Below are 21,003 nucleotides of genomic sequence, written 5' to 3'. Positions count from 1 at the left end.
TTTTTGATTGGTTGACTCTCAACCGTGACGTGTTTGCTGCTTACAAAGCTAGTTTGGGCTTTATTTGGGCTTAATTTTTGTTTAAGTCGCGCTAACTAAATTATCAACATCAAAAGGTTCGTTTCCTGGTATTGGAGTCCCTACAGGTTGCAGACCAGTAATTGTTTCACGATTTCGTGTACCAGTAATTCCCAAAATATGATAAAAACCCAAATCGTCAGGGGTGTTATCAGTGGTAAAAGTACCAATTGCCTCTATACCAGTACCAGAATAATTCCACTTCCAAGTTAAAGCAGAGGCAGGTTGCATTGTCTGGAAAACCAATCCAGATATGGTGGCGAGGACTATGGCAGATCGTAGAGCTAGATTTTTCATAGAAGTTGTGCGATCGCTTTTGGCGTGTCAAAAGCGATCGCGGTTCTTATAGAGAGTTTTCGTATATTAAGCTTAAGTTAATGAGCATTTAAGTTGCATATAACCAGGCCTTCAGCCCTTATTACAAGCTAATTAACTCTTGAAAGACTTAGATGGGAGCATCAAAAGGTTTATTTTGAAGTATTTATTGATCTTGCTATCATTTACATCTGGATTTACAAAATATTTTTAGTGGGATAGATTCAACATTATCAAGAATTAGGTGGCAATGTCAAACGCCGCTTAATTGTCTCTTCAGAATTCCGAATTTAGACTCATTATTCAGATTAATTTTTTGAATGTATGCTGAAAAACTATTAGTGATAGCTGGTTTGGGCAAGGCTAATGTTAGTTATAAACTGAAAATTTTTCTGAATTAAAAAATATCATGTATATATGAATATAGTGCTTCTCTTGAAACTTGATGTTAGTATTAATAATATTCTACGTAAATCGTGAGAATTAAATCTCAAACCACAAACATTTTTGTATAAAACAAAACTCAACAAAAATTTTATTAGTTGAGCCTATGTAAGTGGTAGGGAACTATATAATACAACATAGAAATTTTAAAGATTGAACGTTATTGCTTTTTTTCCGGCAGCTGTGCAGTCCACACGTAGCTTATGGCGTATTGGACAAACAGTATTGGGTATCATATTTCGTCATCCCATTACTGGCACTAGTATCATCCCAATTTTACCCGATGGTCAGATAGTACTGATCCGGCGACGTGATGATGGTCTTTGGGCATTGCCTGGAGGGATAGTAGATTGGGGAGAAGATATTCCCAACACAGTCCACCGGGAATTGATGGAGGAAACCGGGCTAGAATTGGTGAAAATTAACCGTTTGGTAGGAGTTTACTCTGCACCAGACCGTGATCCCAGAATCCACTCAATTTGTATTGTGGTTGAAGCTGAGGTACATGGGACAATGGAAATTCAGGATACTTTAGAAGTCATGGAAATCCAAGCTTTCTGTCCCAATTTTTTACCTTTAGGACAAATGTCTCACGATCATACTCGGCAGTTGCAAGACTACTTGAAGGGTTTGACAACATTGGCATAATAATATTTTGTCATTAGTCATTTGTCTTTTGTCAGATGCTAATGACTATTAATTATGGTGCTAAAAGTTAACTACTAAATAAAATGGGTACACTATTCCGTAACTCCCGGAGAAAGCTCTCTCAAGGGCTGATATTCTGGCGTGAAGTCGGTGAAAAAACTCCTGTAATTTTTTTACATGGTGCTTGGAATGAGAGCAGTCAATGGTTATCTGTGATGGAGTCTCTTGCACAAGATTTCCATTGCTTCGCACCTGATTTGTTAGGGTTTGGTGAGTCAGAGAATCCTAATATCCACCATTCGATAGATTTACAAGTAGAGTGTTTAGCTGAATTTGTGCAAGCTGTCAAGCTAGAAAAGGTGTATTTAGTAGGGCATTCTCTTGGGGGTTGGATTGCTGCTAGCTATGCTTTAAAGTATCCAGAGAAAGTTGATGGTGTGGTACTGCTAGCACCAGAGGGCGTAGAAATAGGAGGACAAGAACAGTATTACCAAAAGATGCGGCGATTACTGAACTATCCACCACTAATAGTTAAATTGTTGCGATCGCTCACTCCTTTGACTAAAATCTTAGGTTGGCATGAAAAAATTGCACAAGACTTGCAGCTGCGTCAGGCGCTATTGCCGTATCCTATAGGTTGCCAATTACTTTTCAAACGGCGACAAGCAGAAATTGAAGCGGAATTAGTGCAAAAGCAGCTTTACATGATAGATGTCCCGGTTTTTATTTTACAAGGTGGCCAAGATACAGCAGATGCTTTAGCCAAGAGCCGGGTTTATGCTCAACTAATGCCGAAAGTCGAGTTGAAAATGATTACCCATGCCGGAAACGATTTACCAGAATCTTGTGCTGGAGTCGTGGCGATCGAGATTCGGGATTTTATTAAAGGAAATTAGTAATTAGAGTCAAGCGGGTTCAGAAAACTTATATATATAAAAAAACGTTTATTTATATTAATTAAATAAACGTCAGAGTCGATATAATAGCTAGGTCAAAATTTAAGTTATTGATTTTCTGCGATATCGATGCTTAGTCTATCTCCAGTTTCTGCATCCACTACCATTAAAATTTTCGATTTTTTAAATTTTTCTAGACGTGGTGTTTTTTCATCACGGACTCGTTGTGCTACATCAATCCCATTTGGTGCGTCAATTTCAACTAACCAAACACGGCGGTTAGGGTGTACTTGAGCGTTTTCGATGCTATCGCCGCCAAGTTTACTTTTAAATTTGATGTAATCGGCGTAAGTTACAAGCCGTGCATTTTTGAGATTTAAACCCTGTCTTAATTGTCCAATCGCACGTTCTTTTGTAATCATTTGCAAAACGGGTTTTGCGCTGTTATCTGGGTAAAGATATTCTGTCGGTGTTGTTGGTGATGGTGGCTCAGGAATAATAGGCTTGTTTAATTCAGGGGGTCTTCTCAATCCCGGAGGATCACTGTTATCTGGGTTATCTACTGAATTTTGCGCTAATAATGATGTCGTTGGAATTGTGATTCCAATCGCCAAAATACCTAAAAACAAAAGCTTTTTCATTTTTTATTCTGTTGATTACAATCTATTAAGGATGTAAGAATTGAATAGTATTTTGTCCCCCATTTTATACAGTAAACCAAAGCGAATACCACCCACGGTTATTATTTTCTGCGGCTACAGGTGCAGTTCCAGTGTAATTCTGAAATCCTGATGCACCTACAGGATAAGACCAGATATTTTCGACAGAAGTTCCGTTTATAAATGAATGTTGGTTATCTTGTGACTCGATACCAATATTTAACTGTTTGCCAACATTGTAATTACTCGCCCCTGCGATCGTAATGAAGTAAGCAGCGACATTATCAACAGACAATTTATTAACTAACGAAATTTTATGAAGCTAATCTAAACACATCCCCAAAAAAATCAAATTTGGTTCTACAATCAAAGGTGCTGCAATTTCCGGATATAAGGCTTGTAGATAGTTTAGTAATAAAGTGCGATCGCCTCCTTTCATCGCAATCTTACCATTAGGAAATAATTGCCACCACGCTTCAATAAAATATTTGATTCCAGCTATGAAAGTGTAAATAACTCCACTTTGAATTGCTTCAGTAGTATTCAGCGCAAAACGTGCTGGTAAAGAAGCAAAATTTTGCATTTCTATTAATGGTAATTGTCCTGTTTTTTGACCGAGAGCCGCAAATTGCAAGCCTACTCCTGGCAGAATTGCACCTCCAATCAAACACTGATTATCATCCGCAGCCGTAAAAGTCAGCGCTGTCCCAGCATCAATCACCAACATTGGAAAACCCCAAGTTTTCCCCGCACCCCACAAAGCTAAAGCGCGGTCAATTCCTAGTGTGGGATACATACCTTTGAGCGGTACTTGGTCTAAGCTAATAACACGAACATTGGGATAAGTTTGCCAAATAGCAGTTTGACTGGGAACTACGGAGGCGAGGACAAGGGGAGGCGGTGACGCACAAAAGGAATTGTCTGTGTGTGCTTCTTGTTCATCAGTTCTCTGATGGGGTGGAAAAATTTTTTCTAGTAAATCATTGAGGGTTTGACGTTCAGCCAACTGCTGTATAACAGACTCAGGTAGATGGTCGCTATCCCAAGCTGAGGAAAGCGTCTCCCCTAGAAATAATGCCCAATGCAGGCGAGAATTCCCAATTTCTAAAGCTAGCCAAACATTCTTTGTTTGTTCTGGGTGCTTATACGGGTTCACTGTTTTAACTTTTTTAAGTCAGTCAGAGGTTTTTTAATAAAAATTAACATTCAAGGCGTGTAACAATAAAACCAGAGGAATAAATACTCAATTTGTCAAGGAGGGGAGTTATGGTAGCGCTCACCGAAAAAACTGAAAAACGGCTCACCATACAGACTGTAGAAATCGCTCAAGAGACGACGGCTATTCGCTCTTTGGATTGGGATCGCGATCGCTTCGATATTGAGTTTGGTCTGCAAAACGGTACTACTTATAACTCGTTTATTATCCGTGGGGAGCAGACTGCCTTAGTTGATACCTCCCACGAAAAGTTTCGTCAACTATACTTTGATACGCTTACCGGACTAATCAAGCCAACAGAGATTGATTATTTGATTATCAGCCACACTGAGCCAGACCACAGCGGCTTAGTGAAAGATTTGCTGCAAATGGCTCCAGAAATTACTGTTGTCGGCTCTAGGGTGGCGATTCAGTTTCTTGAGGATTTGGTACATCAGCCATTCAAACGGCGGATTGTGAAAAATGGCGATCGCTTGGATTTGGGCAATGGTCATGAATTTGAATTCGTGATTGCTCCAAATTTACACTGGCCGGATACCATTTTCAGCTTTGACCACAAAACCAAAATTCTCTATACCTGCGATGCCTTTGGGCTGCACTATTGCTCAGACAGTACCTTTGATGAAGACTTGGCGGCTATCGAAGAAGACTTTCATTACTACTATGATTGCTTGATGGGGCCGAATGCACGCTCAGTTCTGTCTGCCCTGAAGCGGATGGCGGAATTGAAAACCATCAACATGGTTGCCACAGGACATGGACCATTATTATCCCACAATGTTGAGGAACTAATTGGACGTTACCGCACTTGGAGCCAAACACAAACCAAGGCAGAAACAACAATTGGGATATTTTACGTTTCAGAATACGGATATAGCGATCGCCTTGCTCAAGCAATTGCCAACGGTATCGGGAAAACTGGTGTCGCCGTGGAAATTGTCGATTTGGGATCTGAAGTCGATTTACAAGAACTGCGGGAACTAGTTAGCCGCTGTGCTGGACTGGTCGTTGGTCTACCTCCGGCTTCTGGCGCTTCTAGCATCCAAGCTGCACTCAGCACAGTTTTAGGATCTGCCAAAGAAAAGCAAGCCATCGGCGTGTTTGAAACTGGCGGTGGCGATGATGAACCGATAGATCCGTTGGTGAGTAAATTCCGCAATTTGGGTTTGATAACGGTTTTTCCAGCAATTCGGATTAAACAAACACCCACAGAAAATACCTACAAACTGTGTGAAGAAGCGGGTACTGACTTAGGGCAATGGGTAACACGCGATCGCAGTATCAAAGTCATGAAATCTCTGGGTGCTGACTTGGATAAAGCACTCGGTAGACTCAGCGGCGGACTATATATTATCACTGCTAAAAAAGGTGATGTTTCCAGTGCCATGCTAGCCTCTTGGGTGAATCAAGCCAGCTTCAAACCCTTGGGATTTTCCATTGCAGTCGCCAAAGATCGGGCAATTGAATCACTCATGCAAGTAGGCGATCGCTTTGTTCTTAACATCTTAGAAGAAGGTAATTTCCAACCACTAATGAAGCACTTTTTGAAGCGGTTCGCCCCAGGTGCTGATCGCTTTGAAGGTGTGAGAACCCAGCCAGCCGAAAATGGTGCCCCCATCCTCACCAATGCCCTCGCCTACATGGAGTGCGAAGTCGTCAGTAGAATGGACTGCGGCGACCATTGGGCAGTATACAGCACCGTCTACGCCGGACGGGTTTCTAAGCCAGATGCATTGACTGCTGTGCATCACCGTAAAGTCGGAAACCACTATTAGGGACTGGGGACTAGGGATTGGGGACTGGGAACTAGGAAAAAGTTTTCCAAATACCCAATATCCAGTACCCAATCCCCAATCACCAGTACCCAATTCCCAATAAAGCCATGTCAACAAACAAACCCCGTGACGTTCAAGTTTATCCAATAGCTACAGATACAAGAATACTGCGATCGCGCAGTTGGTCAAGGCTTAGATTTGAAATTGAATATGCTCTTGCTAAGGGTACAACTGCCAATTCTTATTTAATAGAAAGCGAGAAAACCGCCATCATTGACCCTCCAGGGGAAACCTTTACGGAAATTTATTTAGAAGCTTTGCAGCAGCGTTTTCATGTCGAAGAGTTAGATTATGTAATTTTGGGACATGTCAACCCCAACCGCGCTGCGACTTTAAAAGCTTTGTTGAAAATTGCCCCGCAAATCACTTTTGTTTGTTCTAATCCGGGGGCAAAAAATTTACGTGGGGCACTGGAAAATCCAGATTTGCAAATTCTTGTCATGCGAGGAGAAGAAACTCTAGATTTGGGCAATGGGCATAATTTACAATTTATTCCTACCCCCAATCCCCGCTATGCAGATCAACTTTGCACCTACGACCCGCAAACAGAAATTCTCTACACAGATAAATTATTTGGGGCGCATGTTTGCGGAGATCAAGTATTTGATGAAGGCTGGGAAATATATAACGAAGATCGGCGTTATTATTTTGATTGCCTAATGGCTCCCCATGCCCGTCAAGTTGAAACAGCGCTGGATAAACTTGCCGATTTTCCCGTGCGAATGTATGCCACTGGACACGGGCCTTTGGTACGCTATGGCTTAATCGAACTAACCAAAGCTTATCGGGAATGGAGTCAACAGCAAACATCTGCTGACTTGACAGTAGCGTTGATTTATGCATCAGCTTACGGGAATACAGCCACATTAGCTCAAGCGATCGCTCGTGGGATCACAAAAGCTGGCGTTGCTGTAGAATCGATTAACTGCGAATTTACTGAACCAGAAGAAATCCGGGCGGCTGTGGAAAAAGCCGGCGGTTTCATCATGGGTTCTCCTACCCTCGGTGGTCATGCACCCACACCCGTGCAAACAGCTTTAGGAATTGTATTATCCACCGCTACTAACAATAAACTCGCTGGTGTTTTTGGTTCTTTTGGCTGGAGTGGGGAAGCAGTTGATTTAATCGAAGGTAAATTGAAAGATGCTGGCTATCGGTTTGGTTTTGACACCATCCGCGTAAAATTCAAACCCAACGATGCGACCTTACAATTATGTGAAGAAGCTGGAACCGACTTTGCCCAAGCACTGAAGAAAGCTAGAAAAGTGCGATCGCCAAGTCAACCTGCAACAAGTGTAGAACAAGCAGTTGGTCGGATTGTCGGTTCTCTTTGCGTTCTCACAGCCAAGGAAGGCGATCGCTCCAGTGCCATGTTAGCCTCTTGGGTAGCTCAAGCTAGCTTTAGTCCCCCTGGTTTAACCATAGCTGTAGCTAAAGAACGTGCAGTAGAAACACTGACACACTCCGGCAATAAATTTGTCCTCAATATTCTCAAAGAAGGTAATCACTTGGGGTTGATGAAGCACTTCCTCAAACCCTTCGGTCCAGGACAAGACCGATTTGCAGATGTCGCCGCCCAGGAAGCCGAAAACGGTTCTCCCATACTTACGGATGCCCTAGCATATCTAGAATGTTCCGTACAAAACCGGATGGAATCTGGCGATCATTGGTTGGTTTATGCAACCGTTGAGAGTGGCAAAGTGCTAAATCAAGATGGCGTTACAGCCGTGCATCATCGCAAGTCGGCAACTCATTATTAATCAATCATCGCCAATTTTCAACCTCAGCCGATTTTTGCTAGTACAATTGTTCCCCTCCTCGCTTGCGGGGAGGGGTTAGGGGTGTGGTGCTTTGATTTTGGGTATACTTGCTAGGGATCAGATTATGGCAGTCATCTTTGATGATCAAGCGCACTCTATAGATGAGCAGCGAAAAATCATTATTGGTCACTCTCAACAAAATCTCTTGCTGTTCAATACCTTTGCCAAAATAAGAGGATACAAAAATTTTGGCAAAATCTGGCAAAATCCCCATATATAAGCGTTTACCTTATAAGGTTGCTGAGACTGTCAAAACCTTTATACTGCGGGAAATACGTTAAAAAAACCTTGTAGGAAACCTTAAAGGAATTTTTAAAACTTATTGTTTTTGCCAAATCTCAGAGAACAACAAGTTAATAGTCAAAGCATCATCAACTCACTCTCGTAAATTGGCAGAGGTATTGCTGTTGATTTCCTTTACTGAGCGCTCCAATGCTATCGGTATCATCAGCCCCCGTCTAGCTACTCGAAAGGAACGTGAAGATTATGAACGAAACACCCTTTGAAAAATCGCAAAATTCTGACGACGAGCTTCAGTCTGAGTATCGCTTTAATTATCATAAGGCAAAACCCAATCGCTTTGCTGCCCGTAGTGGAACGCAACAATTAACAGTTGTGGTCTTAGATGAAGATGTAGCTCAGGTTTTCACCACACCAGAATCGGTCAACAAAGTGTTAAGGGCGTTAATTGAGTCAATGCCACAAGCCGCAAACGGCGAGACAGTCTAACAACGCCGTTGCATCGGACGGTTGCAAGCCGTCTTATCAAAAGTTTAATCAACTCCAGTAAGTAGATGAAAGCAGACGATTTACAGGAATCGCTTCCCCGTAAATTTAAGGAGCGTTTGCTTCAATCGGATGTACGAAAGTCAGCTAAAGATATCATGGACTTACTTGCTGACGAGTTCATTAAGTTCGGAAGTTCACGGCGTGTTTTCGATAAACAGCAAATTATCAACAGCTTGCAGAATGAACCCATCGAATTCCTGACTCATAGAGCGATAACAGAATTCAAAACCTTAGTTTTGGCAACAGGGGTTGTTTTAATAAACTATCGTATAGTCAGACATATATCTGGCGAACAGCCTGTTTATTCGCTGCGAAGTTCCATCTGGAAATTGAACAATGATCGATGGAAAATGATTTTTCATCAGGGCACTCTGGTTAAAGAATCATAGGCGCGGTGTAATTAGCAACTGTCCGAAATTATTCATAGTTCTAGTTTTGCATAGAAAAGGCTCAAGCATTGCTGCCTGAGCCTTTTCTAGATTCAACTAAGTTGCTTTCGCCTATTTAGCTTAGTAGCGACCACCACCACCACGGTTGTAGCCGCCGCCACCACCGCCACGGTTTCCACCGAAGGAACCACCTCGGTCTTCTCTAGGCTTGGCCTTATTTACTTTCAGGTCACGACCCAGCCATTCAGCCCCATCAAGAGCTTCAATGGCTTTTGTTTCTTCATCTTCTGAACTCATTTCCACGAAAGCAAAGCCGCGTAAACGACCTGTTTCACGGTCAGTAGGCAACTGAACACGTTTTACAGAACCATATTCTGCAAAAACAGCACTCAGTGCATCTTGTGTAACTTCATAGGAGAGGTTACCAACGTAAATTGACATTAAATGTCTCCAAAATCATAAGTTTGTAGAGATTTAGATTTCGGAGAGAAGTCTGTAATACCAAGAGGAAAAAGCCTGTCAATACTAAAAACAAACACTGTCGCCGAATTAATTCTCATTTCACTTCCCATGATGACATGGCAACTAATTTTCTGGAGTAAAGTTTGACAAAATGTTATAAAAAGTTATATAGCAGTTAATAACTTAAGTGCTGGTAGTGCCAAAACGAGTGAAGCTATAGCTGCCAGCCACGCCCACCCGATAAACTAATCCTCCACTCTCTTTTCTAAATATTGACCAATCATCAACTGCTCACCAGCACGGGAGATGATGGTCTGTCTGGTGCGGTATTTGCTGCCAATTAACTTTAACTCTTCTTCAAACACTGAACCGTTGTATTCAGTTCGCAAACACAGTGTTTTCGGGTTGGAGAAATAATACTGGGCGGTGACTGGTTTGGATATGGCAAAACCGCGATCGCGATACAAAATGTTTCCCATAGCCCCAAATATCGTTGAACCTTGCGACTCTTTCTTTGTCTTGGGCACATCCGTATCCCATGTAACTGCTGCACCACAGATCAAACTGACTGTATCAGGCAAATCGTGCATCTGAGCTAGCTTTTGCAATTCATCACAGCCCTGCTCTAGAAAATTGATCGTAACTATACTCTCCATCTCCTTGGTTTCTCCCTGAGGTAGGGTGTAATAGCGTCGTTGCGATCGCCACTTACCCGCTGATTCCTGGAAAAATTCCGAAATCTGGGATTCATCTGTAGTTTGTACAATTTTTAGCAATGATGTCACTCGTAACTTTCCTCATTTAAGATTTATGGCTGTAGTAGATATCGGCCTTTTCTTTGCTGTATATGCAATTGCTTGAGCGAAATATCACAGCGTCAAAAAAAGCAATTTATCTTTACTATTCTTAATATATTAGATCAAGCGTAAAAATTACTAGGCATTTTACTATAGTTAAGTTTTGCTATATAAATAAGTATAATTATTTGATACTGCCCATTTTAGAAGTAGGGGCGTGAAAGTCCGATATCTTCAGGAAACGCAAGTCTTCTACTAAGGGCAGATTGCAATAAATTTAAAAGTATTTATACTAAATTAATAATTGCATCGAAAGCTAAAAAATTGCCTCCTCGATGTAATGAGTTAAAGTGGTGAGAATTTTTTGCGATAAAAAGTAATTTTTGATACATAATTCTGCAAGAAGATAGTTAATTGACTCTCGCCGCTTTTCATTGGTCATAATGTCTCAAAATTACTTGGTAATGCACGGCTGTTTAATCCCAAAAGCTCCCCAAATAAAAGAAAAATAAATGATTTTGGACAGAAATAAGCCGCAAAAGCAGGCGAAAAGTGAGATTTTCGCAGCCGCTAACCAGGTAATTAATACCCTGTTAGATTCAGTTGTGAAGACTGATCTGGCTGTCGCAGATGTCAAGAGTAGCGTTCACACAAAGGTGTCTTCTCCTTTTGCATCAATATTATTGATTCCCTGTTTGCTGGGCATAGGACTGCTGATGGCGAATTGCGGATCACTGCCCAAGGAATCGGCGGATGCAGAATCTCAAAGTCCTGGTAGTGGACAAGGTGCTGGTAGTGCAACGGCTGTAGATGTGGCGATCGCTCGAACTGATTTGCTGCAAAAACAACCAGAATATACAGGTAATACAATACCCTTTCGGATTGTATCAGTGCGATCGCAGGTGGAAGCCCGGTTATTGGCTTTGAACTTAGATGTGGGCGATCCGGTAAAGCTTGGACAAAACATCGGGCAGTTAGATGATGCCATACTTTTGACCGAATTAAAGCAAGCAGAAGCAGAACTAGCAGCCCTGAAATCAGAAGTAGCTAGGACAACCAATCAGGTAAGCAATGCCCGTGCAGATGTTGAACGGGCACGGTTAGAAGTGGTACAAGCTCAGGCAGACTCCCAACGCCAACAAAATCTATTCAAAGCTGGAGCGATCGCTGAACAAGTCGCTCAACGAGCACGTACCCAGGCGCAAACAGCCGCCCAGGCATTGCGGGCAGCTCAAGAACAAGTCCGTACAGAACAGCAAGCCGTCGCTGCTGCTCAAGGCAGAGTATTGGCCCAACAGGCATTAGTTGCCCAAACCAAAGAGCGCAGGTCTTACGCTCAACTCACATCCCCCATCACTGGCGTAGTCACACAAAAGGTGACAGAACCTGGCAATCTTCTGCAAGCAGGTAGCGAAGTTTTGAAAATTGGCGATTTTAACACGGTTAAAGTCGTCGTCCAAGTTTCGGAATTAGAACTGGCACAAATTCAAGTTGGACAGTCTGTACAAGTGCGCTTAGATGCCTTCCCGGATCAAGCATTAATTGGCAGAGTTACGCGCATTTCTCCAGCAGCCGATGCCACAGCTCGCTTGATACCTGTAGAGGTAGTGATTCCCAACACTCAAGGCAAGATTGGCAGTGGACTGCTGGCGCGAGTCAATTTTGAAAACCAGACACAACAGCGGGTTGTAGTGCCGCAAACAGCTATTCAGAAAGCAGGCAATAAGAACTCCAAGGGTACAGGGGAGACGCAAACAAATGTAAGGCAGGACTCTTCTCCATCTAACACATCTGGTATAGCAGAGGCAAAGTCACAAGACCAAAGTGGAGCAATATTTGTCCTCAAAGACACAGAAGGCAAAACGAAGGTAACAGCACGAGCCGTAATGTTGGGAAAAAGGGCTGATGGGAGAGTGGAAATTTTATCCGGTTTGCAAGCGGGAGAACGCTATGTTGTTCGTAGTGGTAAGCCCTTAAAAGAAGGTGACACTGTAAGTCTTTCAATTCTTTCAGAAAAGCAATAGTAGGGTGAGCAATAACCACCATACCAATGAAAAAAGTACTCAGTAGTCAGCACTTAGCACTTATCACTTAGGATCATGCAACAGGTAAATAATAATAATGGCAATGGCAGATTTAGCCTTAGTGCGATCGCTATTCGCCAACACATTGGTACACTCATGCTTACCGTGGCAGTAATTGTCATTGGGGTATTTTTTCTGACAACTATTCAAGTCGATCTTCTACCGTCAATTACCTATCCACGAATTGGTGTTCGGCTAGAAGCCCCTGGTATTTCCCCAGAAGTAGCAGTAGATGAAATCACCAGACCCTTGGAAGAAGCTTTATCGGCAACCGAGAATGTAGTGCAAGTTTTTTCCCGAACTCGTGAAGGACAAGTAAGCCTCGATTTATACTTTCAACCAGGGGGCGATATTGACCAAGCCTTAAACGATGCTACTGCTGCTTTTAACCGAGGTCGAGGAGAACTGCCAGATACGATAGAGGAGCCGCGCTTATTTAAAGTCGATCCCTCTCAATTGCCGGTTTATGAATTGGCGTTGACATCTTCTTCTCTGCCAGGTAAAGATTTACGCGTATTTGCTGATGAAGAGTTAACACGTGAACTCAGTGTAGTGCCAGGGGTCGCCTCAGTTGATGTATCTGGCGGTGCTGAGGAAGAAGTACGAGTGCTTGTTGACTTAAACCGATTGCAAGCTTTGGGTGTGGGATTAAATGATGTATTAAATGAATTAACAGCCCGTAACCAAGATACTTCTGGTGGTCGGATTCTGGGACAAAATTCTGAGCCATTGACTCGGACTGTAGGACGTTTCCAAAATGCCAGGGAAATTGAAAACCTTTCCTTGGAAGTTTCCTCCGCTTCCCCTGCTACCGCGAATACTACTAATAGCAGTAATACCACTACTACTTCTACTAGTACCCCTGCACCTCCCCGGCGCGTTTATTTGCGAGACTTTGCAGAGGTAATTGACGACACAGAAGACCAGCGATTATTTGTTTACCTCAACCGTCAGCCTGCGGTGAAATTTTCAGTCCAAAAGCAACCGGAGGCCAACACAATCACAGTTGTAGATGCTGTGAAGCGGCGAATTGAACAATTACGACAATCGGGTTTAATTCCAGCAGACATGACTTTGAGTCCCACCACGGATGAATCTCTCTTCATCCGCAATTCTTTAAATGATGTCATCTTTTCGGGGATTTCTGGGGCATTGTTAGCAGCAGTAGCAGTGTTATTATTTTTGGGATCATTCAGGCAAACATTGATTATCAGTTTGACGATTCCGCTGTGTACTCTGGCAGCGATCGCGATGATGAAAATATTTGGCCTGACTTTAAATGTATTTAGTTTGGCCGGTCTGACATTAGGAGTTGGTCAAGCAATTGATACATCGGTTGTAATCTTGGAGAACATTTCCGAAAAAGCTGGGATGACTCCCAATCAGAGACAGAGAAGTGAAGAGGAGAAGGGGAGAAATTCAAAATTCTTTATTGACAGCGCCATTAATGCTTCCCAAGAAGTAGAATCTGCTTTAGTTGCTGCTACAGGTGCCAACTTAGTTTCTGTAGTCCCATTTCTCTTAATTGGCGGCTTTATTGCCCTGCTATTTAATGAACTGATTCTGACAATTAGCTTCGCAGTAGCAGCATCCCTTGTCGTCGCGATCACAATAGTGCCGATGCTGTCTTCTCGACTTTTGGGAATTCCCTGGTCTAGTCGGATCAGTGAATTTTGGCTGCTTAGACAGTTTAATCACCGATTTGAAGATGCTACGCTCTTATACGGTAACTTCTTAACCAGAGTTTTACGCTATCGGCTCCTCGTAGTCACCGCTGCTTTGGTAATTTTAGGCGGTAGCAGCTTTTTTATGTTTGGTCAAATTCCTCAAGAAATTCTACCCCGGATCAGTACTGGTCAAGCTAACTTGAGAGCGCAGTTTCCTCCAGGTACACCTTTAGCAACTTCTGAAAAAGTTATGCAAATTGTCGATGACATTTTGCTCAAACAACCAGAAACTGAGTCTGCTTTCACAACCGTGGGTGGTAATTTATTTGGCAGCAATACTACAGAAAATCCTTTACGTGCTAATAGCACCATTAATCTAAAACCAGGCACAGATGTCGAAGCCTTCGTCAAAAAAGTAACTCAAGAATTTAACAAACTCAACTTAGCAGGAATTCTGCTGCGCCTTAATCCTGGTCAGGTGCGGGGTTTAATCTTGAGTAATTCTCCAGTGCAAGGGTCAGAAGTTGATGTGATTCTGCAAGGTGAAAATGAAGAAAATTTAACCCAAGCAGGGGCGCAAGTGCTGCAAGCATTGCAGGAAAGGGCAAAATTAGCAACATTCCGACCAGATGCCGACCCCCGACAACCGGAAATCCAAATTCGCCCCGACTGGGAAAGGGTTTCGGCTTTAGGGTTGAGCGCCGGGCAAATTGGTGCAACAGTTCAAACAGCAATTGAAGGTTCAGTTCCCACGCAAATTCAACGCGGTAATCGTTTAGTTGATGTCCGGGTGCAGCTAAATAAACAAGCCATCCAGCGTCCTTCCCAGCTAGAGCAATTACCACTATTTACACAAAATAATCACCTAATCCGCCTCTCAGATGTTGCAAACATTCAAGAAGGTCAAGCGCCTGGTGAGGTGCAACGGATTAATCAGCGCCAAGCTTTTATTGTGGCAGGTAATCTCAGCGAGGGAGCTAGTCTTGGTGAAGCGATCGCAGAAGTCAATAAGGTACTCAAGGACGTAGACTTACCTGATGGCGTTTCAATTGTGCCTAGTTCTGCCCAAGAAACTAATCAGCAACTTCAGGATGCTTTAAAAACTTTGGGGGCGTTGGCAACATTCTTAATCTTTGTAGTCATGGCGGTGCAATACAATTCGCTGATTGACCCACTGGTAATTATGTTCACCGTACCACTGGCGTTAGCTGGGGGAATTTTTGGACTTTACATTACCAAAACTGCAATTGGCGCAACTGTAATTGTTGGCGTTGTGCTGCTGGTGGGAATTGTGGTGAACGCAGGGATTCTAATGGTCGAACTGGCAAATCAAATTCGGGATGAAGAAGGTTGTACTCGCCAGATTGCGATCATGAAAGCTGCTCCTCAACGCTTGCGCCCAATTATCATGACCACAGTCACCACTATCTTGGGACTGTTCCCTTTGGCGTTGGGTATTGGCGAAGGTTCTGAGTTTTTGCAGCCTTTAGGAATTGTAGTTTTCTTTGGGATGGCGATCGCAACAATGCTGACACTATTTATCATCCCCTGTTTTTATATCCTGCTGCACGATTTGCTAGGTGGGAATTGGGCGAAGCCAGTGTTTATCCGGTTACGTAGATTTACGAAAAAATTTATTTGAGTTCCTGAGAGGGATTAATACAAAACTATCCCTCTTTTAATACTCAACCTTCCTTATCAAGTTTGTTTCTCCCCAACTCCTCCATCCATTGCCCATAACCCAACTTGCCCTACCTCCATGATGTTTAATCCAGAGGATTTTAAGAGCATTTTATAGCCCTTCGTCAGGGCAAAACTGGCAAAGGGCTGGTTGGAATATAGTGATGGGTGGGGAGAGGGAGTTATTAAACAATAACAAGCCCTTTACTTGCTTTAAAGTAAAGCTTGTAGCATCGTTAACTAGCTGACATCTGGTCTATAATCTCCTTAAATCTTTCAATTACGTCCTTTCGTATCAACTTAAAATCTGAATTTTCTATTTTATTTTCAGCTTGGTCTATGCCATCAACATTGAATTTGCCGTAATAAACTCCTACAGGAAAATATAATGGACTACCATTCAAACCTTTCTTAAGGAAAAGAATATATTTCGCATTCTTGACTAACGGTTGGTAATCGTCAAATACCTGAAGAAAACTTTTAGCAGTGATCCTGTCTGCAACTATAGCTGCTTGTTGTCCGATCAATAGCGTGTCAGAATATGACGCACCTTTCAGCACACGTTGTACTTTAAATTTAGTTTGGGAGATTGCTTCAGTAACGTAACCCCCAAAATCACGTTGAATTAAGGGTGTACTTTCCGTGATCGATTGTGTTGGTTTTCCAATAGCGATAATATCTGATTTTGCAATTAAATCCTCTACATCTTTTGGTACAATAATACTCCCCTCTGTTCTTGTAACTGTCAAACCCTCAATCATTTCAGTACTTGCAGATACTTTCTCGGTACTTTGTGCTAACGAATTGGTTGTATTGTTTGCAGTAACTAGAGCAGCATCAAAGACAGTGATCGCTGCAATAGTTGTAAAATAAATTCTCTTTTTCATCAGTTCCCCCATTTCGCTTTTAAATTCGCTTTATCGGATGCCTGTACACCTAAACCAAATGGCGCTGACGTCATAACCTCAACAGAACCATTAGTGACGTGAGCAAGGGCTAAAGTGTGTCCAAACTCATGCGTGAATGTTTTTAGTTGAAATATCCTTTATTAGCGCTATTGTCCCTAGTCGGTGTAAACAACGGCGATGACAATAATGTATTTTTGATAGTTCAAAGACGTAGTGTGACTTTAACAATAAACGTCAACTTTACTTTAGTAATAAATGTCCCAGCAGGCACTTATCAAGAGAACAAAAAATATTTAACCATTTCATAGTTGGCATCCTAACGACAAATTAAATTTTGTCAGTATACTTGCACACTGAGAATCTAAATCAATTTTTTTAATTTCACATATTGTCTAATCTGTCAACACATAAGTTCTGACTTAGATTTTTTATAAAGATTGCGTGAAATTACTAGTTATGGTGATAAAGCATTACAAGAATTGCTTTATAAATCAACCTATGAGTAAATCTAAACTCAGTCAACAGGCACATATTAACCACTATTTATCCAGCAGGTAGATAGCAGTTTAAAAGTGAGTTTTGCTGTTTGATTTAACCTACGCGGTATCGCATTCTCTCAATCAATATCAAAAGGACAGAAATATGACTACAATAGCAACCAAAATAGCCTTGTCTGTTCTAGGAGCAGCAGGAATTAGTTTTTTGTCTTTGACACCAGCAAAAGCCTTCATCTTGGTAGAACCGATTGTAACGACTAAAAATCAAGACATACTCGATACGAAAAAGCCAAGAACCCTTGGGCCAGAATATCAACCAGGGCAAATAGTAGAATATGGTGTCCCAGATGTAGCTAATAACTTTCTCAATGCCACCGGATACGATATAAATAGCTTAGTCTTTGATTTAAAAACGCTATCCTATAGTAATCAGAATTCTACGCCACCATTTGATAATGAACCAGTGGAATGGGGAGATGTTAATGGAGATGGCAAGATTGGTTACTCTAATAACCCTGAACTAAAGAATATTTTTACAGACGTTACCGTCAAAGATAACATCATCACTTTTAGTGGTGGCGTAATCCCAAACGGAACCCTGTTTTACAATCCATTTGCTACCCTGCCCAATCTAGCGCCAGGTGCTGGAATCATTCCATCAGTGCCACCAGAGAAAGCGGATAAAGATGGGCCGATCAGAGTGGCTAGTTATTATACCGCTGTTCCTGAATCAACTAGCGTTTTGAGTGTACTGCTCTTTGGCGCTTTAGGCGTAGCTTTAAAACTAAAGCGATCACTACACTGTTAACGCTGTTACGGGGGACTAGTACAACATAACTGACAATCACTAATACTTCTCTACGAGAGGCTGCGCCAACGACGCCGCTCAGTACAAGTGCCCAATGTCCTCACTCTATAATTAATTCACGATACACTGCCAGTGTTTCCTGATGGACGCGGGCAACACTCAGCCACTCTAGGTTTTGATTTGCCCGCTGTTTCCACTCGTGCAGCATATCGGGATTACTCAGTAATTGCACTAAAACCCCAGCCAAAGCATTACTATCTTTTGCTGGGACTAAAAGACCTGCTTGCCCATTGTCCAAAGCTTCAGGAATCCCGTCTACCTGAGTGCCAATGATCGCAGTTCCAGCTTCCCTAGCTTCGGAAAGTACCAGGGGGCAAGGGTCACGGTGAGAAGCTAACACAAATATGTCACAAGAAATAAGATAGCGTTGAGGTTCCGGCTGGAAGCCTTCAAAATGAATGCGTTCTTTTACAAAAGTTGCTTGTGCTTGTGCTTCAAATAGCTGTTTATCAGGGCCATTTCCTACTAAATAAAGGTGCGCTTGGGGAAAATCTGAGGCAATTTGTTCAAAGGCAGCGATTAACTCACTGATTCCTTTGCGTTGATACATTCCGGCTACGGTAGCGATCGCTGGACGTTGTAACACTAAAGGTTGATAATCTTGTATTTGTCGGGTGCGGGGGCTGCCCAAAGTTCCATTACATACTACCCGCAACTTGTTTTCTAGGATACCACGCCTTGCCATAGATATTCGCACAGCCTTGCTAACGGCAATTACCCTGTCAGCTAAACCCATCAGCAGGCTAGAACGCTGAAATTCGTTGTGGACTGTGGAAACTAAAGCATATTTATGCCCTTTAAAAATGCGTGCTAGTATAACTCCTGTCATCATATGTGCATGAACAATATCCGGCTGAAATTCTGCTGCGATCGCTCGATAACGCCCAGCTGCTTTGATAATATTTATCGGTTTCCTAGTTTGGTCTAGTTGGTAGTGTTTGACACCATACATCTTTAGTAATTTCTCATATTCACCACCAGCAGAAATAACCGCTACCTCATGACCAGATTTTGCCTGTAAACAAGCCAGATCCACAGCCACATTCACAATACCGTTACCTATTTCTTGAACGTGGTTCAAAATATGTATGATTCGCATAATCTTTGAAATATGTATAAAAAATCAAGATAAGTAACTGGGTGTAAATCAACATAATTATTGAAGTCTTCAGCGACAACTCAAGAGTAGTCAGTAGTACGTAAAATTAACCACTTGCTACTGACTAAGAGCGCTTATAACCAGTTACTTAGCTTAAAGATTTATTCAGTAACGGCTCGATAAATCGGGGTAAAACTCCAAAATTCTGAAGACCGAATCTGCTATTTCAGTCGCTATAGCCTTATTTTGTATTCCCCAATGGCTATGACCAGCATAAGCTAATACCCTGGCATCGGACTTTACTACAGCACAGCAGACATATGGACACCATTCAACACAGCGATCGCTCCAATTTTGGCTGTGTGTTTATAACTTCTAAATGCTTACTTAATACTTAAACAACCAAATTTTTCCAAACTTATTGCTGGCTCAATTTCTGAATCTCACCATACGCACGGTAGAAACCACCGCGTGTCGATTCGCGTACTTCTTGAACAAGATAGCGCTCACCTTCAGTACGAATATCTTTAGGAAATTGCACTTTCCAGCTTGGATTATATCCTGGGGAAACAACACGAACTCTTAGTTGAGTGCCTTCAAGATAGCACTCAACAACTACTCCAGAGCTTGTGTCTGTTGCTGTTTCCAGAACAGCAGAAGGTTTAGCTGCTTCACCCTTTGGCGCTTTAATAATAGTTGCTTCGGGAACTGTTCCAGTTTGAGCGGCTGCAATGGCAGTTTCACTAGCATCAATACAAGCTAGAGTGCCATCAGTTGTAACAATGTAAATGCGATCGTCGAAGAACTGCATAGATAAAGCCGAACCGCAACCAGTAGCAAGCTTCCACAGACGTTCACCTACCTGATTGAAGCAATAAATTGAAGAACTGTTATCACCAGCAAACACATACTCCCCATTGAGTGCAGTCGCACAAGAGTAAACTGCCGCATCACACTTGTAAACTGAGCCAACCTTACCCTTTTTGCTAAAGCTGTAAACTTTATAGTCGCTTGTGCCTGCATAAACAACCGACGCTTCCTGCCAGCCAAATAGTACGCTACCTTGAGTTTTGTGATGCCACAGCACTCGACCTTCCTTGTTATCGTACATCGTAACGCCTTTGCTATGACCGTGATAGACACCGGATTCGTCACAACGTACCATCCAGCCAGAATCACCTTGACTCAAACGAGTCCACTGCGACTCATCATCATGCTCAATTGTCGTCACACCGCCATTAGCATCAGAAACTGCCAATAAGCCATCTTTAATATCTAACCAAAAAATATCCACCTGCTCATCAATCTTGTAAGTCAAACGTGGTAATTTCCCAGTTAAGTCGTAGACATTACCATCATCACAGCCGGCATAAATCCAAATATCATCAGCGACTAAACATTTGACCCCATCAGGAAGTTTAAACTGATTGATAACTTTTCCCTGATGATTTAAAGCAAAAATATTCCCAGCTTGATTACCTACCCAACAACCTTTAGCATCGATAAAAATCCCATAAGCAGCAGAAGTAGAAGCAAATTTCCACACAATCGGGGCTTGTTTTGCTGTTGAAGTGGTACTGCTGATTTGGCGTCGTGTCACAGTCCGCTTTTGACGAACACCTAAAATCGCCACTTCATAACCTTTACCCAGCTTTTCTTTAATTTTCTTAGTTGCTTCTGCTTTCGCTTTGTCCGAGGTAGGGTAACTTTTAGTCTGAGTTTGTCCTAAGTCACCAATCCGACCATAGCGGATAGTTAATTGAGTATCATTAACTATAACTTCATAGAATTTATGAGAGCCTCCATCTACTTCTGAAAGCTCTAAATATGTTTTTTCTTCAGGCATAATATT

19 protein-coding genes are annotated in these 21,003 nt (G+C 42.2%); 10 read left to right on the top strand and 9 right to left on the bottom strand.

What is annotated here, in order from left to right; translation table 11 throughout:
• Positions 1-81 precede the first annotated feature (81 nt).
• The gene (locus tag V7K40_RS04950) at positions 82-375 is read right to left on the bottom strand and encodes a hypothetical protein (RefSeq protein ID WP_334957280.1); all 294 of its coding nucleotides are present in this window, start codon (positions 373-375) and stop codon (positions 82-84) included.
• Between the two features lie 615 nt (positions 376-990).
• Between V7K40_RS04950 and V7K40_RS04945 the strand changes: the two genes are divergently transcribed.
• The gene (locus V7K40_RS04945; RefSeq protein ID WP_334797961.1) at positions 991-1,485 is read left to right on the top strand and encodes an NUDIX hydrolase; all 495 of its coding nucleotides are present in this window, start codon (positions 991-993) and stop codon (positions 1,483-1,485) included.
• Between the two features lie 83 nt (positions 1,486-1,568).
• Positions 1,569-2,381, top strand: a complete 813-nt coding sequence (locus V7K40_RS04940) for an alpha/beta hydrolase (protein WP_334957278.1) — start codon at positions 1,569-1,571, stop codon at positions 2,379-2,381.
• A 107-nt stretch (positions 2,382-2,488) separates the two neighbouring features.
• Here the strand turns inward: V7K40_RS04940 and V7K40_RS04935 are convergent, their stop codons facing one another.
• From V7K40_RS04935 to V7K40_RS04925, 3 genes are all read right to left on the bottom strand, one after another.
• Entirely contained in the window at positions 2,489-3,022 is a 534-nt protein-coding gene (locus tag V7K40_RS04935; RefSeq protein WP_334957276.1) for a hypothetical protein, read from the bottom strand.
• Positions 3,023-3,086: 64 nt separating this feature from the next.
• Positions 3,087-3,335, bottom strand: coding sequence for a hypothetical protein (locus tag V7K40_RS04930; protein ID WP_334957274.1), 249 nt, complete (start codon positions 3,333-3,335; stop codon positions 3,087-3,089).
• Positions 3,336-3,362: 27 nt separating this feature from the next.
• Positions 3,363-4,196, bottom strand: a complete 834-nt coding sequence (locus tag V7K40_RS04925) for a pantothenate kinase (protein ID WP_334957272.1) — start codon at positions 4,194-4,196, stop codon at positions 3,363-3,365.
• A gap of 110 nt (positions 4,197-4,306) precedes the next feature.
• Here V7K40_RS04925 and V7K40_RS04920 point away from each other — a divergent pair, with 110 nt between their 5' ends.
• The 5 genes from V7K40_RS04920 to V7K40_RS04900 all read left to right on the top strand — a co-directional run bounded on the left by V7K40_RS04920 (position 4,307) and on the right by V7K40_RS04900 (position 9,089).
• Entirely contained in the window at positions 4,307-6,031 is a 1,725-nt protein-coding gene (locus V7K40_RS04920) for a diflavin flavoprotein (RefSeq protein WP_334957270.1), read from the top strand.
• 107 nt (positions 6,032-6,138) lie between these two features.
• Positions 6,139-7,851: a diflavin flavoprotein gene (locus V7K40_RS04915; RefSeq protein WP_334957268.1), complete on the top strand. Its 1,713-nt coding sequence runs from the start codon at positions 6,139-6,141 to the stop codon at positions 7,849-7,851.
• 124 nt (positions 7,852-7,975) lie between these two features.
• Complete coding sequence (locus tag V7K40_RS04910; protein ID WP_334957266.1) at positions 7,976-8,131, top strand: hypothetical protein; 156 nt, start codon at positions 7,976-7,978, stop codon at positions 8,129-8,131.
• Positions 8,132-8,397: 266 nt separating this feature from the next.
• The gene (locus V7K40_RS04905) at positions 8,398-8,640 is read left to right on the top strand and encodes a hypothetical protein (RefSeq protein ID WP_334957264.1); all 243 of its coding nucleotides are present in this window, start codon (positions 8,398-8,400) and stop codon (positions 8,638-8,640) included.
• 65 nt (positions 8,641-8,705) lie between these two features.
• Positions 8,706-9,089 carry a DUF4440 domain-containing protein gene (locus tag V7K40_RS04900; RefSeq protein ID WP_334957262.1) on the top strand — a complete coding sequence of 128 codons (384 nt, stop codon included), beginning with the start codon at positions 8,706-8,708 and terminating at the stop codon, positions 9,087-9,089.
• A gap of 120 nt (positions 9,090-9,209) precedes the next feature.
• On the opposite strand, the gene V7K40_RS04895 is transcribed toward V7K40_RS04900, so the two are convergent.
• Both V7K40_RS04895 and V7K40_RS04890 read right to left on the bottom strand, forming a co-directional pair.
• A complete protein-coding gene (locus tag V7K40_RS04895) occupies positions 9,210-9,530 on the bottom strand; it encodes an RNA-binding protein (protein ID WP_334957260.1) in 321 nt (106 codons plus the stop codon).
• Positions 9,531-9,796: 266 nt separating this feature from the next.
• Complete coding sequence (locus tag V7K40_RS04890) at positions 9,797-10,336, bottom strand: phycobiliprotein lyase (RefSeq protein ID WP_334957258.1); 540 nt, start codon at positions 10,334-10,336, stop codon at positions 9,797-9,799.
• Between the two features lie 524 nt (positions 10,337-10,860).
• Between V7K40_RS04890 and V7K40_RS04885 the strand changes: the two genes are divergently transcribed.
• Together V7K40_RS04885 and V7K40_RS04880 are read left to right on the top strand one after the other, a co-directional pair.
• Positions 10,861-12,372, top strand: coding sequence for an efflux RND transporter periplasmic adaptor subunit (locus tag V7K40_RS04885; protein WP_334957256.1), 1,512 nt, complete (start codon positions 10,861-10,863; stop codon positions 12,370-12,372).
• A gap of 75 nt (positions 12,373-12,447) precedes the next feature.
• Positions 12,448-15,741, top strand: a complete 3,294-nt coding sequence (locus V7K40_RS04880) for an efflux RND transporter permease subunit (protein WP_334957254.1) — start codon at positions 12,448-12,450, stop codon at positions 15,739-15,741.
• 274 nt (positions 15,742-16,015) lie between these two features.
• On the opposite strand, the gene V7K40_RS04875 is transcribed toward V7K40_RS04880, so the two are convergent.
• Entirely contained in the window at positions 16,016-16,666 is a 651-nt protein-coding gene (locus tag V7K40_RS04875; RefSeq protein ID WP_334957252.1) for a hypothetical protein, read from the bottom strand.
• Positions 16,667-17,329: 663 nt separating this feature from the next.
• On the opposite strand from V7K40_RS04875, the gene V7K40_RS04870 reads away from it, so the two are divergent.
• Positions 17,330-17,992 (top strand): hypothetical protein, encoded by a 663-nt coding sequence (locus tag V7K40_RS04870; RefSeq protein ID WP_334957250.1) that lies wholly within the window; start codon positions 17,330-17,332, stop codon positions 17,990-17,992.
• Between the two features lie 100 nt (positions 17,993-18,092).
• On the opposite strand, the gene V7K40_RS04865 is transcribed toward V7K40_RS04870, so the two are convergent.
• Both V7K40_RS04865 and V7K40_RS04860 read right to left on the bottom strand, forming a co-directional pair.
• Complete coding sequence (locus tag V7K40_RS04865; RefSeq protein ID WP_334957248.1) at positions 18,093-19,151, bottom strand: glycosyltransferase family 4 protein; 1,059 nt, start codon at positions 19,149-19,151, stop codon at positions 18,093-18,095.
• A 418-nt stretch (positions 19,152-19,569) separates the two neighbouring features.
• The gene (locus V7K40_RS04860) at positions 19,570-20,997 is read right to left on the bottom strand and encodes a WGR domain-containing protein (protein ID WP_334957246.1); all 1,428 of its coding nucleotides are present in this window, start codon (positions 20,995-20,997) and stop codon (positions 19,570-19,572) included.
• Positions 20,998-21,003: the final 6 nt, after the last annotated feature.

It is taken from the genome of Nostoc sp. (assembly GCF_036917195.1).
Lineage (GTDB): Bacteria > Cyanobacteriota > Cyanobacteriia > Cyanobacteriales > Nostocaceae > Nostoc.
This window is presented reverse-complemented; position numbering and strand designations above follow the sequence as displayed.

Excerpts from the sequence above, each read along its gene's own strand:
- V7K40_RS04870 (WP_334957250.1), top strand. The coding sequence starts at position 17,330 with ATGACTACAATAGCAACCAAAATAGCCTTGTCTGTTCTAGGAGCAGCA.
- V7K40_RS04875 (WP_334957252.1), bottom strand. The coding sequence starts at position 16,666 with ATGAAAAAGAGAATTTATTTTACAACTATTGCAGCGATCACTGTCTTT.
- V7K40_RS04860 (WP_334957246.1), bottom strand. The coding sequence starts at position 20,997 with ATGCCTGAAGAAAAAACATATTTAGAGCTTTCAGAAGTAGATGGAGGC.
- V7K40_RS04895 (WP_334957260.1), bottom strand. The coding sequence starts at position 9,530 with ATGTCAATTTACGTTGGTAACCTCTCCTATGAAGTTACACAAGATGCA.
- V7K40_RS04915 (WP_334957268.1), top strand. The coding sequence starts at position 6,139 with ATGTCAACAAACAAACCCCGTGACGTTCAAGTTTATCCAATAGCTACA.
- V7K40_RS04900 (WP_334957262.1), top strand. The coding sequence starts at position 8,706 with ATGAAAGCAGACGATTTACAGGAATCGCTTCCCCGTAAATTTAAGGAG.
- V7K40_RS04950 (WP_334957280.1), bottom strand. The coding sequence starts at position 375 with ATGAAAAATCTAGCTCTACGATCTGCCATAGTCCTCGCCACCATATCT.
- V7K40_RS04940 (WP_334957278.1), top strand. The coding sequence starts at position 1,569 with ATGGGTACACTATTCCGTAACTCCCGGAGAAAGCTCTCTCAAGGGCTG.
- V7K40_RS04865 (WP_334957248.1), bottom strand. The coding sequence starts at position 19,151 with ATGCGAATCATACATATTTTGAACCACGTTCAAGAAATAGGTAACGGT.
- V7K40_RS04905 (WP_334957264.1), top strand. The coding sequence starts at position 8,398 with ATGAACGAAACACCCTTTGAAAAATCGCAAAATTCTGACGACGAGCTT.
- V7K40_RS04885 (WP_334957256.1), top strand. The coding sequence starts at position 10,861 with ATGATTTTGGACAGAAATAAGCCGCAAAAGCAGGCGAAAAGTGAGATT.
- V7K40_RS04935 (WP_334957276.1), bottom strand. The coding sequence starts at position 3,022 with ATGAAAAAGCTTTTGTTTTTAGGTATTTTGGCGATTGGAATCACAATT.
- V7K40_RS04880 (WP_334957254.1), top strand. The coding sequence starts at position 12,448 with ATGCAACAGGTAAATAATAATAATGGCAATGGCAGATTTAGCCTTAGT.
- V7K40_RS04920 (WP_334957270.1), top strand. The coding sequence starts at position 4,307 with ATGGTAGCGCTCACCGAAAAAACTGAAAAACGGCTCACCATACAGACT.
- V7K40_RS04910 (WP_334957266.1), top strand. The coding sequence starts at position 7,976 with ATGGCAGTCATCTTTGATGATCAAGCGCACTCTATAGATGAGCAGCGA.